The 12,621-nt window shown below is 73.3% G+C and carries 10 protein-coding genes; 3 read left to right on the forward strand and 7 right to left on the reverse strand.

Annotation, left to right across the window (positions count from 1 at the left end; all coding sequences use genetic code 11):
- Positions 1 to 255: 255 nt before the first annotated feature.
- The 4 genes from ACFYWQ_RS34790 to ACFYWQ_RS34805 form a co-directional block, all read right to left on the reverse strand.
- The gene (locus tag ACFYWQ_RS34790; protein ID WP_389522179.1) at positions 256 to 1,566 is read right to left on the reverse strand and encodes a cytochrome P450; all 1,311 of its coding nucleotides are present in this window, start codon (positions 1,564 to 1,566) and stop codon (positions 256 to 258) included.
- Positions 1,563 to 3,095: a sel1 repeat family protein gene (locus tag ACFYWQ_RS34795; protein ID WP_389522180.1), complete on the reverse strand. Its 1,533-nt coding sequence runs from the start codon at positions 3,093 to 3,095 to the stop codon at positions 1,563 to 1,565. Before ACFYWQ_RS34795 ends, ACFYWQ_RS34790 begins: the two co-directional genes overlap by 4 nt.
- 65 nt (positions 3,096 to 3,160) lie before the next feature.
- Complete coding sequence (locus ACFYWQ_RS34800; protein WP_389522182.1) at positions 3,161 to 4,159, reverse strand: nucleoside triphosphate pyrophosphohydrolase; 999 nt, start codon at positions 4,157 to 4,159, stop codon at positions 3,161 to 3,163.
- Positions 4,160 to 4,357: 198 nt separating this feature from the next.
- A complete protein-coding gene (locus ACFYWQ_RS34805; RefSeq protein WP_389522184.1) occupies positions 4,358 to 5,008 on the reverse strand; it encodes a SurA N-terminal domain-containing protein in 651 nt (216 codons plus the stop codon).
- A 237-nt stretch (positions 5,009 to 5,245) separates the two neighbouring features.
- Between ACFYWQ_RS34805 and ACFYWQ_RS34810 the strand changes: the two genes are divergently transcribed.
- Entirely contained in the window at positions 5,246 to 5,641 is a 396-nt protein-coding gene (locus tag ACFYWQ_RS34810; protein ID WP_389522186.1) for a hypothetical protein, read from the forward strand.
- Between the two features lie 82 nt (positions 5,642 to 5,723).
- Here the strand turns inward: ACFYWQ_RS34810 and ACFYWQ_RS34815 are convergent, their stop codons facing one another.
- Positions 5,724 to 6,443 carry an HNH endonuclease family protein gene (locus ACFYWQ_RS34815; RefSeq protein WP_389522188.1) on the reverse strand — a complete coding sequence of 240 codons (720 nt, stop codon included), beginning with the start codon at positions 6,441 to 6,443 and terminating at the stop codon, positions 5,724 to 5,726.
- A 202-nt stretch (positions 6,444 to 6,645) separates the two neighbouring features.
- Between ACFYWQ_RS34815 and ACFYWQ_RS34820 the strand changes: the two genes are divergently transcribed.
- A complete protein-coding gene (locus tag ACFYWQ_RS34820; protein ID WP_389522190.1) occupies positions 6,646 to 6,837 on the forward strand; it encodes an antitoxin in 192 nt (63 codons plus the stop codon).
- 149 nt (positions 6,838 to 6,986) lie between these two features.
- Here ACFYWQ_RS34820 and ACFYWQ_RS34825 read toward each other — a convergent pair whose 3' ends face one another.
- Complete coding sequence (locus ACFYWQ_RS34825) at positions 6,987 to 7,949, reverse strand: hypothetical protein (RefSeq protein ID WP_389522192.1); 963 nt, start codon at positions 7,947 to 7,949, stop codon at positions 6,987 to 6,989.
- 107 nt (positions 7,950 to 8,056) lie between these two features.
- Here ACFYWQ_RS34825 and ACFYWQ_RS34830 point away from each other — a divergent pair, with 107 nt between their 5' ends.
- Entirely contained in the window at positions 8,057 to 8,620 is a 564-nt protein-coding gene (locus ACFYWQ_RS34830) for a TetR/AcrR family transcriptional regulator (RefSeq protein WP_389522194.1), read from the forward strand.
- A gap of 119 nt (positions 8,621 to 8,739) precedes the next feature.
- Here the strand turns inward: ACFYWQ_RS34830 and mfd are convergent, their stop codons facing one another.
- A complete protein-coding gene (gene mfd / locus ACFYWQ_RS34835; RefSeq protein WP_389522195.1) occupies positions 8,740 to 12,273 on the reverse strand; it encodes a transcription-repair coupling factor in 3,534 nt (1,177 codons plus the stop codon).
- Positions 12,274 to 12,621: the final 348 nt, after the last annotated feature.

The raw sequence follows: 12,621 nt of genomic DNA on the forward strand, positions 1-12,621 counted from the left end.
GGGCCTTTCTCGAGACAGCATTGACCCGCGCGACGGGTGGTGCCGAGGCGTCGCGCTGACGAGTGAACGTATCGGCACACGATCACTTGTCACAAGTTAATGCCGCGCGGATCACGTGAAGATCACAGAGTCGAGAAGCCGACACCTCCGCTTCGCCGTTCCCTCACATGACGGTCGGTCAGCGGACGGCTGCGGGGTGTGGGTGGTGAGTGGTGGTCGGCGGGGCGTGGGTCGCTCACCGGGCGCGTGGGTCGCTCACCGGGGCGTGGGGGGCGTGAACTCCACGGGGAGGGTGCGCAGTCCGCGCATGATGAGACCGCCGCGCCACCTCAGGTCGGCCGGGTCCGCCGCGAGGCGCAGGTCGGGCAGCCGGGTGAGGAGGGTGGCGAGTGCGGTCCGGCCCTCCAGCCGGGCGAGCGGGGCGCCCAGGCAGTAGTGGATGCCGTGGCCGTAGCCGAGGTGCTGGTTGTCGCGGCGGGAGAGGTCCAGGGTGTCCGGGTCGGTGAAGCGCTCCGGGTCGCGGTCGGCGGCCGCGAGGACGACGAGGACGGGGTCGCCGGGTGCGATGTCCTGGCCGCCGATGGTGAGCGGGTGGGTGGCGAAGCGCCAGGTGGCGAGCTCCACGGGGCCGTCGAAGCGCAGGAGTTCCTCGATGCCGGTCTCCAGCAGGCCGGGGTCGCCGGCGGCCAGGGAGTCCTGGAGCCGTCGGCGCTGGCCGGGGTGGGTGAGCAGGGCGTAGGTGCCGTTGCCGATGAGGTTGACGGTGGTCTCGAAACCGGCGAACAGCAGGATGAAGGCCATGGCGGCGGCCTCGTTCTCGGTGAGGTGCTCACCGTGGTCGGAGGCGCGGATGAGGCCGGAGATGAGGTCCTCGCCGGGGGTCGGTTCGGCGGGGAGAGCCTCACGCTTGCGGTGGATGAGCTCGGACAGGTAGCCGCGCATCTTCTTCACCGACCGTGCGACACCGCCGCGCGGTCCGCCGCCGTGCCGGATCATCATCCCGGCCCAGTCGCGGAAGTCGTCCTGGTCCTCCCTGGGGACGCCCAGCAGGTCGCAGATGGCGTAGATGGGGAGGGGGAAGGCGAAGTCGTGGATGAGGTCGGCGGTCCCCCGGGCGGCGAACCGGTCGATGAGCTGGTCGGTCAGCTCCTGGACGCGGGGCGCGAACTCGGCGACGCGGCGGGGCGTGAACGCCTTGCTGACCAGGCGCCGCAGCCGGGTGTGGTCCGGCGGGTCGATGTTCAGCAGATGCGTCATCAGCTCGGCCTTGCGCTCGCCGGGGATGCCGGTCCTGCCCCTGGCGTGCTCGGGCTCGTCGTGGTGGGCGGGGTTCTTCGACAGCCGCTGGTCGGCGAGGGCCTGCTTGGCGTCCGCGTACCGGGTGACCAGCCAGGCCTCCACTCCGCTGGGGAGCCGGGTGCGGTGCACGGGGGCGTGCTCGCGCAGCCAGGCGTAGGCCGGGTAGGGGTCGGTGGCGAACTCCCAGGTGAAGAGCTCGGGGGCCGGCGGGGTGTCGGGGTCGCGGCGGGGTGGGGCGTCGGTGTCGCGGCGGGGCTGGTCGGTCACTCCTCGACGGTAGCCCGGTCGCCGGCGAGGGCTGCGCGGAGGGCGGTGAGCTGCCCGGCGGCGGACGTCGAACCGGCTTCGGCGGAGCGGGCGAGCCAGTGTTCGGCCCGGGCGAGCAGGAGCGGGCCGAGGTCGTGCACGGCACGCTCGTGGCCGGCCCCGGCCGCCTTCATGAGGTAGGGGACGGCTTCGTCGTCCTCGCCCCGTCCCAGGAGATACTCGGCGAAGGGCTGGGCCAGCCTCGGGACGAGCTCCGCGAGTCTCCGGTACCAGAACCGGGCGTCGGTGTCGTCCCCGGCCAGGGCCGCGAGGTCGGCGAGGGACCACACCGCGTACTCGTCGTCCGCCTCCGCCCACCCGCGCAGCGCGGCACGGCCCGCCCGGACCACCGCTTCGAAGTCGTCCGGGCCGTGCTCCCGGGCCGTCTCTGCGGCGAACGACCACCGGTCGGGTCCCGGGGGCGGCAGCTCGGTGGAGCGCAGGGCGTCCGCGACCAGGGGCCCGCTCGCCCGCCAGGTCCCGGCCCGCTCCCCCGGGACCAGCAGGCCGACGGCGCCGAGCCGGGGTCTGGCCGCCCAGTCCAGGTCGGACGCGGGGAAGGACCGTGCCGTCCGTTGCTCGAACTCCGCCAGGGGCACGGCCGCCGTGAGCCCGCAGCGGGCCAGGTCGACGGCGAGGCGCACCAGGAGGTGTCCGCCCGGCTGTGCCCCCGGCCGTTCGGCCCGCCGCCACTCCTGCCACAGTTCCGGGCCCACCGCGAGGAACTGGGTGACGCCGAGGGCGCCCCGGTACCGCCGTGCGTCCGCCAGACGCGGGTCGGCGGCCCCGGCCAGGCGCGTCAGTTCGCCCGCGCTCCAACGGCACGACAGCCCGGCCGTGGGCGCCCCGCTCAGCACACGGGCGGTCGGTCCGTCCCCGAAGCGGTGGATGTCGTACGCGTCGTCGCGCATCGTCGCCAGGACGAGGACGCCCTCGTGCACGCACTCCGCCAGCAGGCCCGCCGTCAGGCCCTCGGCGCCGAGGTGGCCTTCAAGGTCGTCCAGCCAGAGGACGTGGTGGCAGGAGCGGTCGCGGCCGCGCAGGGCGGCGGGCAGTCCGCGCAGGTCCGCGCCCGGCTGGGCGATGTGGACGCGCGTCCCGGCGCCGCCGGCGCGGCGCAGTGCCGCCCAGGCCGTCCTCGACTTGCCCGAGAGCGCCTCCCCGGTGACCACGGCCAGTCCGCCGGTGCGCAGCCGGTTCCTGACGATCCGGTCGAGCGCGTCGTCCACGTCACGGCGCACGTACGGCGGCAGCGTCGGCTCCTCACCGAAGCGGCGGGCCGGGCGTATGCCGAGGGTGAGACGGCGCACGGCGCGCAGCCGGGGCCAGGTGTCGGCGGGAGCGAGGGGGGCGGGCACCGCCGGCGCGTAGGTGTACTGGGTCCCGATCACGGGGGCGTGGAAGGTGGCGTGGCGGAAGTCGACGTGGTCACCCGCGGGACCGGCCGCCCGCCCGGCGGTCCCCTCCTCCTGCTCCGGCTCCCGCTCCATACGAACCCCCCGTGCCGTCCCCCGACGGAATCAAGACCCCGCCACCGTACTGATCCCCCCGGCCCTCACTGCTCCCCCACGCCCTCGACCGCACGGATCGTGTCCCGGTAGGTGCGCGCCGCCGCTCTGAGCGCCGCCTCCGGATCCACTCCCTGCGCCTCGGCACGCGCCGCCAGGGCGAGCAGTTCGTAGCCGATTCCCCCGGTGGGCGGCACCGGCACGTCCAGGGCCGCCGACCGCACCCGGGATGCCAGCTTGGCCGCCAGGGCGAGGGCCGGCTGGTGGAGGGGGATGCCGTCGGTGACCGAGTCCCGGCGCTTCTCCACCGCCTTGGTGCGCAGCCAGTGCTCCTTGACCTCCTCGGGGGTGGTCGCGGTGGCGTCACCGAAGACGTGCGGGTGGCGGTGGACGAGTTTGGTGACGATCGTGCCCGCCACGTCGTCGACGGAGAAGGGGGACTCCTCGTCCTCCTCGGCGATCCGGGCGTGGAAGACGACCTGGAGGAGGACGTCGCCCAGCTCCTCGCGGAGTTCGTCGCGGTCGCCGTCCTCGATGGCCTCGACGAGTTCGTACGCCTCCTCGATGCCGTACTTCGCCAGTCCCTTGTGGGTCTGCCGGGAGGACCAGGGGCATTCGGCTCGGATGCGGTCCATGACCTGGACGAGGTCGAGGAGGCGGGCGCCGGGGAGGTCGTAGGAGGCGGGGAGCAGCTCCAGTTCCGGCATCGCGACGCGTCCGGAGCCCGCCAGCCGGGCGAGGCCGTCCGTCAGGGCCGGTTCGCCCTCGCCGGCCGCCACGACGACGACCGTGCGGCCGCCGGCGGAGGCGGTGACCAGGTCCTCGGCGGTCGGGGAGGCCTCCTCGATCCGTATGCCCGCCTCGCGCAGATACGGCAGCTGGGGATGTGAGGTGTCCGCGCACAGCACGCGGTCGGCCGTGCGCAGCGCCTGCCAGGCGGGCCAGGAGAGCAGGCCGGGGGCGACGCGGTGGCTGGTCGTCAGCAGGACGACCCGGCCGGGGGCGTCGTCGTGCACGGCCTCTGCGGAGCTGCTGGTTGCGTTCACACCCCGAACGTAACCCACGCCGCCGACAGGCCGGCCGGTTGTCCACAGGGCCCCGGGCGGTTGTCCACAGGGAGGGGGGCTGGAGAGGGGTGGGGCTGGAGAGGGGTGGGGCTGGGAAGGGCTGAGCGCGGGCAGGTGCGGGGGAGCGGGGCCGGGCGACCGGTGCTCGGCGGGTGCGGGCCGGTCGCCCCTCTCGGGTCACGTCGTCTGCTGGTTCCCGGCCGCGGTGACCTCCCGCACCCACGGCGTCTTCGCGTCGACGCGGCTGACCTTGCGCGCGTCCCAGTCGCCGTAGCGCGGGTTGAGGTCGACGCCGAGGTCCTGGGACGCCTTGGACAGGGCGCTCCAGAAGGCGGGCTGGCTGGTGTCGGTGCCGAGCGCCGCGGCGAGTTTCTGGGCCTCGAGCTGGAGGCGGAGGTTGTCGTCGAGGCGCTGCGGCGGGATGCCGTACTGCTGGAGCCAGGTCATCTCCAGGCCCTGCGCGCCGCCCGCCTGCTGTTCGAGGCCGGCCCGCATCGCCTGGACCTCCTTGCGGCTGACGGTGACACCGGCGTCCTCGGCGGCGCGGTGCAGGACCCGGTCGAGGACCATGCCGTGCAGGGTGTCGCGGGTGAGGCTGCCGGTCTGGGCGACGGCCTGCGCGTACTGCGCGTCGTCGGTGACCGCGGCGCGCTGGGCCGCGCGCACCTCGTCGACCCGGTTCTCCAGTTGGGAGACGGTGATCCGCTGGCCGCCGACCACGGCCGCCGCGCCGGGGTGCGCGTCGTTGCCGCAGGCGGTGAGGAGGGGGCCGGCCGCGACGATCGCGGCGGACAGCAGGAGCGCGGTGCGACGACGGCGGCTGTGCAAGGAAGCCTCCCGAGGAGATTGTGCGACGGTGCACAAAGTCTTGCGGTGATCGATGGTAGGCAGTGGTGCGGCTGTGGCCAACCCATTCGACCAACGATTCACCGCCGCTTACGGCACCGCCGCGCCCGTCCCCGCTCCGCGCGCCCCCGCGCAGGGGTGCCGGCGGGCTGCGGCGGACGTCGGCTGCCGTGCGGTGGCGTGCCCTACGCTTGCCCTCTGGCGACTTGGGGGGCGGACATGACGATGGGGGCGACGATGGGGCCGGAGAAGAGGCTGGAGGGCGGCTGGTTCCAGCGGCTCGCCTGGGTGGTCCTGGCGTGGGTCTCGCTGGGCATCCTGGTGTGGGTGCCGTTCCTGTACGTGGCGGTCCGGCGCGGCCGGGCCTCGGACTGGTTCGCCTTCGCCTCGTTCGCGCTGTACGAGTGCGTGACCCTGCCGTGGCTGGCGACGGACGACAGCGCGGACGGGGGCGAGTTCGTGGGCCTCGCCATGATCGTGACGATGCTGAACGCGGCGTGGATGCTGCTGTTCGCCGTGTTCGACAAGAAGCTGGCGGCGCCGGCGATGGCGTACGCGGCGGCACCGGCACCCCAGGGGCATCCGTACCAGCAGGGCTACCCCTACGGGCGGTAGACGGGGCCGGTCCCGTCCAGCGGCGCCGCTTCTCCGGCGAGGCCGGCCACCGTCATCGACGCCGGTGCCACCCGCTCGGTGTTCAGTCCGCGTGGAAGCGTTCCGGTGCCTTCGTCGGGTTGCCTCCCGTGGGCAGTTTCTGGTCGGGGCACCCGGAGAGGACCTTCTCCATCGCGGCCTTCTCCGCCGCGGTGACCCACAGTCCGTACTTCTTCTTCACGGCGACCTGCGCCGCGACGTACGTGCACCGGTACGCCTTGTTGGGCGGCAGCCACGTCGCCGTGTCGCCGTCTCCCTTGGAACGGTTGGTGCTCGCGTCGACGGCGAGGAGGTTGAGGGGGTCGTTGGCGAGGGCTATGCGTTTGCTGGCGTCCCAGGACCGGGCGCCCTTCTGCCAGGCGTCGGAGAGGGCGACGACGTGGTCGATGTCGACCTGGCTGCTGCCGCGCCGGTAGGTCACCTCCTGCCCGGAGTACGGGTCGGACTCCAGGACTCCGTAGGACACCTTGCAGGTGCCTCCGGTGAAGCGCACCTCCTCCAGGTCGCGTTTGAGTATGTCGTCGCGGGTGCCGCAGTCGTTGGAGTCCGTGTCCGCCCAGGGGCTGCCGAACTCGTCGCGGTCGTAGCCCGTCTTCGGGCCCCGTCCCTTCACCGTCAGCGACTCGGCGGCGGCCAGGGCCGCTCCCCCGCGCGCGGTCGGTCCCGGCCCGGCGGTTCCGGTACCCGTGGTCGCGTCGGTGCAGCCGGCCACCGAACACACCAGCACGACGGCGATCGCCGCCCCACCCCTCAGACGCCTCACCCTGCGCCCCTCCCCTTGCCCGACCGTCGACACCCCGTACGGGGCGGCTTCCCCGGCCGGGATCGCATACACCGTAGGCGAGGGGGCGCGCGAGGACGGACGGGAGGGCGCTCAGGAGGTACAGACCACCCGGGCTCCAGGAGGCATAGGGCGTAAACCGCGCATATCGTCGGTGGTGAGTCAACTCTGGAAGGAGTTCCGCATGGGCATCTTCGACAGGTTCAAGAACCAAGGGCGGAACAAGGCCAAGGACATGTCCGACGCCGCGGAGCGGCAGGCCAACGAGAAGACGGGCAACAAGTACGAGTCCCAGATCGACTCGGCACAGCAGCAGGCACACCGGCGGCTCGGCATGGACGAGGACCGGCCCGACCGGCCCGAACAGCAGCCCTAGGGCTCGCCGGACGGTGGGCCGAGGCCGGCGGGCCGGCCCGGCGCGCCGGCCTTTTTCTTCGCCCCCGCCCTCGGCCACCCCCTCGGCGCCGCTGCCCCACCGGGCCCTCGCCCTCCGGACGGGCTCCGGTGTCGGTCACGCCGTGCCGGTCACGCCTTGCCTATCCCCAGCGTCGACTCCGAGGGGAGCAGTCCCGACGCGAGGACCGCGACCCAGTAGTCACCGAGGAGCACGGCGAGCCGCTCGGCGTCCTCCGCGCCGATGGCCTGCCACGGCGTGAGGGCGAGCCGGTCGGTGTCCTGCTCGACACGCCGGCGCAGGTCGCGGCCCGCCTCGGTGGCCACCCCGTCGGCGTCGACCAGCCCCCGTACCCGAAGGCGCTCCCGGGCCGCCGCCCATTCCTCCGCCGTCCAGCCACGGCCGGCGAACCGCTCCACGGACGCGGCGCCTGTCGCGGCGAACGACACCAGCGCCTCGGCGGGGTCGAGTCCCGCGGTCAGCAGAGCGGCGAGATGGCCGTCGCCACGGTGTTCGCGCAGGATCGTCGCCGCCTGCCACAGCTGGAGGTGGGGCTCGGCGGGCCACTCCAGCGCGGCGTTGGCGGCGGCGAGGGGGCGTCCCGCCAGGTCGGCCGCTTCGGCGGCACGCCGGGCCAGGGCGGCCGCCTCCGCCAGCCCGGGGTCTGCGACGCGGGCGCCGAAGAGGCCGCGGTAGGTCCGGTCGATCCCGCGCAGCCGGGCCGCCAGTACCGCCTCCGGAGAGGCGGTCCGCCAGGCGTGGTCGGTGTACCGGGCGACCGTGCCCGGCTGGAAGCTGTAGAAGGCGGAGGCCACGGCCCTGCTGCCGACCGGTCCCATCGGGGCGGCGCGCAGCGGGAAGTAGCTCGCCCAGCGGTTCTCGGCGGAGTAGCCGAGCCTCTCGGCTTCCTCGAAGACTTCCGGCGCGAAGTGCAGCACCGCGTGCAGCGGCTCCAGCAGGTGCCAGAGGCGGCGCACCTGATCCGCCGGAACCGTCGGAACCACCGGAACCGCCGACACGCCGGTCACCTCGCGGTCCGCCTTCCGCTCCCCCGCCGCCCGGGAATCCACCCGGCTCGCCACACTTTCGGACATGACATCTCCCCGTCGTCCCGTTCGACTCCCGCCATAACTTGACACTGACAAGATTGCCCGGCCGGCACGAACTTGTCAATGCCTAGATGCGGCGTACGCTGCTGTCCATGAACGACCGCCCGTACCACCACGGCGACCTGCGCCGTGCCGTCCTCACCGCCGCGCTCGACGTGATCGCCGCCGACGGCCCCTCCGGTCTGAGCCTGCGCGACCTCGCCCGGCGCGCAGGCGTCTCGCACGCGGCACCGGCCCACCACTTCAAGGACCGCACCGGACTGCTGACGGCGATCGCCGCCGAGGGGTTCGGTCTGCTGGCGGCCACCGTCAACGAGGCCACCGACCTGAAGGACGCGGGCGTGCGCTACGTCCGCTTCGCCCGCGAGCACCCCGCGCACTTCCAGGTGATGTTCGCCCCCGGCCTCCTGCGCACCGACGACCTGGAGCTCACCACGGCGCGCGCCCTGGCCACCGACGCCCTGCGCACGGCCGTGGCCGAGGTCCGCCCCGCGGAGCAGGGCGACGACGCCCGCCTCGCCGGTGTCGCCGCCTGGTCACTGGCCCACGGCTTCGCGACCCTGCTCCAGAGCCACAACCTCGACGGGGCGGTCGGCGGCCGGGACCCCGAGGAGGTCTTCCGGACGCTGTCGGGCCTGCTGTTCCGGCAGGGCTAGGGCGCTTGTGACGGGGCTCCGACGCCGCGAAGATCCGTCCGAAGCGCCCTGAGGGCCTGTCGTTCGGCCGCCGGCCCCCACGCTCGGCTGCGCTGCCCGGAACAACCAGCCCCCGCCCCCTACGACCCCAGCACCGTCGTCAGGAACTCCCCGACCCACCCGAGCAGTTCCCGCCCGACCAACGGCTTGCCGCCGACCCTCGCGGTCTTCGGGCGGGGCACGAGGACCTGATGGGCGGCGGACTTGATGACGCTGCCGGGGTAGAGCCGCTTCAGCCGCAGTTCCTGCGACTCCCGCAGCTCCACGGGCGCGAAGCGGATGTTGGTGCCCTGGAGGACGATCTCACCGGCCCCGCACGCCCGCGCCAGCATCCGCAGGCCGGCCACCAGCAGCAGGTTCTCCACCGGCTCGGGCAGCTTGCCGTAGCGGTCGACGAGTTCCTCGCGTACGGCCTTGATGTCCTCCTCCGTGTTGGCGGAGGCGATGGCACGGTAGGCCTGGAGGCGCAGACGCTCGCCGGGCGCGTAGTCGTGCGGCACGTGCGCGTCGACGGGCAGCTCGATCTTGACCTCCAGGGGCGGCTCCTCCTCGACGCCGCCGGTCTCCAGCTGCCGCCGGTAGTCGGCGACGGCCTCGCCGACCATGCGGACGTACAGGTCGAAGCCGACGCCCGCGATGTGGCCGGACTGCTCGCCGCCCAGCAGGTTGCCCGCGCCGCGGATCTCCAGGTCCTTCATCGCCACGTACATGCCCGCGCCCATCTCGGTGTGCTGGGCGATGGTGGCCAGACGCTCGTGGGCGGTCTCCGTCAGGGGCTTCTCCGGCGGGTAGAGGAAGTAGGCGTAGCCGCGCTCCCGGCCCCGGCCGACCCGGCCGCGCAGCTGGTGCAGCTGGGACAGGCCGAAGGTGTCGCCGCGCTCGACGATCAGCGTGTTGGCGTTGGAGATGTCGATGCCGGACTCGACGATCGTCGTCGAGACGAGCACGTCGAACCGCTTCTCCCAGAAGTCGACGACGACCTTCTCCAGCGCCGCCTCCGACATCTGGCCGTGCGCGGTGGCGATGCGCGCCTCGGGGACGAACTCGCGCAGACGGGCGGCCGCCCGGTCGATGGACTCGACCCGGTTGTGGATGTAGAAGACCTGGCCCTCGCGCAGCAGTTCGCGGCGGATGGCGGCGCCGATCTGCTTCTCCTCGTACGGGCCGACGAAGGTGAGCACCGGGTGGCGCTCCTCCGGTGGTGTGGTGATCGTCGACATCTCGCGGATGCCCGTCACCGCCATCTCCAGGGTGCGCGGGATGGGCGTGGCGGACATCGTCAGGACGTCGACGTTGGCCCGCAGCTTCTTCAGCTGCTCCTTGTGCTCGACGCCGAAGCGCTGCTCCTCGTCGACGATGACCAGGCCCAGGTCCTTGAACTTGGTCTCCGAGGAGAACAGGCGGTGGGTGCCGATGACGATGTCCACGGAGCCCTCGCGCAGCCCCTCCAGGACCGCCTTCGCCTCCGTGTCGGTCTGGAAGCGGGAGAGGGCCCGCACGTTCACCGGGAACTGCGCGTACCGCTCGCTGAACGTGCCGAAGTGCTGCTGCACCAGCAGCGTCGTGGGCACCAGCACCGCCACCTGCTTGCCGTCCTGGACGGCCTTGAAGGCGGCGCGGACCGCGATCTCCGTCTTGCCGTAGCCGACGTCGCCGCAGATCAGCCGGTCCATCGGGACCGACTTCTCCATGTCGTCCTTGACCTCGGCGATGGTGGTGAGCTGGTCGGGCGTCTCCGCGTAGGGGAAGGCGTCCTCCAGTTCGCGCTGCCAGGGCGTGTCCGTGCCGAAGGCGTGCCCGGGGGCCGCCATCCGCGCGCTGTACAGCTTGATGAGGTCGGCCGCGATCTCCTTGACGGCCTTCTTCGCGCGCGCCTTGGTCTTCGTCCAGTCGGCGCCGCCCAGGCGGTGCAGGGTGGGTGCCTCGCCGCCGACGTACTTGGTGATCTGTTCCAGCTGGTCGGTGGGGATGTAGAGGCGGTCGCCGGGCTGGCCGCGCTTGGCTGGCGCGTACTCCACGACCAGGTACTCGCGGGTGGCGCCCTGCACGGTGCGCTGCACCATCTCGATGTAACGGCCCACGCCGTGCTGCTCGTGGACGATGTGGTCGCCCGCCTCCAGGGTGAGCGGGTCGATGGTCTTCCTGCGGCGCGCGGGCATGCGCGCGCCGTCCTTGCCGGCCGCCTTCTGGCCCGACAGATCGGTCTCCGTCAGGACGGCGAGCCGGAGCGCCGGGTCGACGAAGCCGTAGTCGATGCAGCCGCAGGAGACGTGGACGAGGGACGGGGACAGCTCGGTGAGGTCCGTGTCCAGGCGGGCCGCGACGCCCTCGCCGCCGAGCACCTCGACCGTGCGGGCCGCCGGGCCGTGGCCCTCGGTGACGAAGACGACGCGCCAGCCGTCGGCCAGCCAGCCCTTGGTGTCGGCGAGCGCCTTCGCCGTGTCGCCGCGGTAGGTCTCCGGGGCGTGCATGCCGAGCTGGAGGGTGTCCGCCTCCAACTCGAGGTCGGCGGCGAACGGGGACACCGACCACCACATCATGTCCAGCTCGCGCGCGCGGTCGCGCACGTCCGCGATGGACCACAGGGAGGCCGCGCCGACGTCGATGGGCGCCTCGCCGCCGCCCGCGGTGGCGGCCCAGGACGCCTGGAGGAACTCCTGCGAGGTGGCGACGAGATCGGCGGCCCGCGTGCGGACCCGCTCCGGGTCGCACACGACGGCCATGGCGCCCTTCGGCAGCACGTCGAGCAGCAGCTCCATGTCGTCGACCAGGACCGGGGCCAGGGACTCCATGCCCTCCACCGCGATCCCCTCGGCGATCCTGCCGAGCAGCTCGCCCAGTTCGGGGTGCTGTTCGGCGAGGGCACGCGCGCGCGTGCGGACGTCGTCGGTGAGGAGCAGTTCCCGGCAGGGCGGGGCCCACAGGCCGTGCGGGGCGACTTCGAGCGACCGCTGGTCGGCGACCTTGAAGTAGCGGATCTCCTCGACGTCGTCGCCCCAGAACTCGATGCGCAGGGGGTGTTCCTCGGTGGGCGGGAACACGTCCAGGATGCCGCCGCGCACGGCGAACTCGCCGCGCTTCTCGACCAGCTCCACGCGCGCGTACGCGGCGGCGGCGAGGGCTTCGACGACCTCGTTCAGGTCGGCGGTCCCGCCACTCCGGAGCGCGACGGGCTCCAGGTCGCCGAGGCCCTTGACCTGGGGCTGGAGCACCGAGCGGACGGGAGCCACGACGACGGACACCGGGCCGGTCTCGGGGTCGTCGGCGCTGGGGTGGGACAGGCGGCGCAGAACGGCGAGGCGGCGGCCGACGGTGTCGCTGCGGGGGCTGAGGCGCTCGTGCGGGAGGGTCTCCCAGGAGGGGTACTCCACGACGCCGTCCGGGGGCAGCAGTGAGCGCAGCGCCGCGGCCAGGTCCTCGGCCTCGCGGCCGGTCGCCGTCACCGCCAGGACGGGGCGGCCGGTCTCGCGGGCCAGGGCGGCGATCGCGAAGGGGCGGGCCGCCGGGGGGCCGACCAGGTCGACGTGCATGCGGTTGCCGTCGGCGGCGGCCGGGATCGCTTCCGCGAGGGCGGTGTCCTTGACTACGGCGTCGAGCAGACCGTGCAGGCTCATGGAGGGCTTTCCGTCCGAGGGACCGGGCGCCGGGTGCGCCGGTCCGGGGTGGGCAACGCGAAGGGCCCGACGCGTGTCACGGGCCGGGGGTGTCCAGAGTACGACGGGGCGGGGCGGTGTGCTGGGGGCTGTGGACGACACGGGGGCTGTGGACGACACGGGGGTTGTGGACGACACGGGGGTTGTGGACGACACGGGGGTTGTGGACGACTCGGAGGTTGTGGACGACTCGGAGGTTGTGGACGACTCGGGGCTGGGGGGACGGGAAGGGGCGGCGGGGGTCTTCGCCCCCCCCGCCCCATACCGTCCCGTCCCCCGGGGGGGGCGCCCCCCCGGACCCCCCACGGG

This window comes from Streptomyces sp. NPDC003247 (genome assembly GCF_042888135.1).
In the GTDB taxonomy this organism is placed as follows: domain Bacteria; phylum Actinomycetota; class Actinomycetes; order Streptomycetales; family Streptomycetaceae; genus Streptomyces.

Excerpts from the sequence above, each read along its gene's own strand:
- mfd (WP_389522195.1), bottom strand. The coding sequence starts at position 12,273 with ATGAGCCTGCACGGTCTGCTCGACGCCGTAGTCAAGGACACCGCCCTC.
- ACFYWQ_RS34825 (WP_389522192.1), bottom strand. The coding sequence starts at position 7,949 with ATGTCCGAAAGTGTGGCGAGCCGGGTGGATTCCCGGGCGGCGGGGGAG.
- ACFYWQ_RS34795 (WP_389522180.1), bottom strand. The coding sequence starts at position 3,095 with ATGGAGCGGGAGCCGGAGCAGGAGGAGGGGACCGCCGGGCGGGCGGCC.
- ACFYWQ_RS34830 (WP_389522194.1), top strand. The coding sequence starts at position 8,057 with ATGAACGACCGCCCGTACCACCACGGCGACCTGCGCCGTGCCGTCCTC.
- ACFYWQ_RS34810 (WP_389522186.1), top strand. The coding sequence starts at position 5,246 with ATGACGATGGGGGCGACGATGGGGCCGGAGAAGAGGCTGGAGGGCGGC.
- ACFYWQ_RS34820 (WP_389522190.1), top strand. The coding sequence starts at position 6,646 with ATGGGCATCTTCGACAGGTTCAAGAACCAAGGGCGGAACAAGGCCAAG.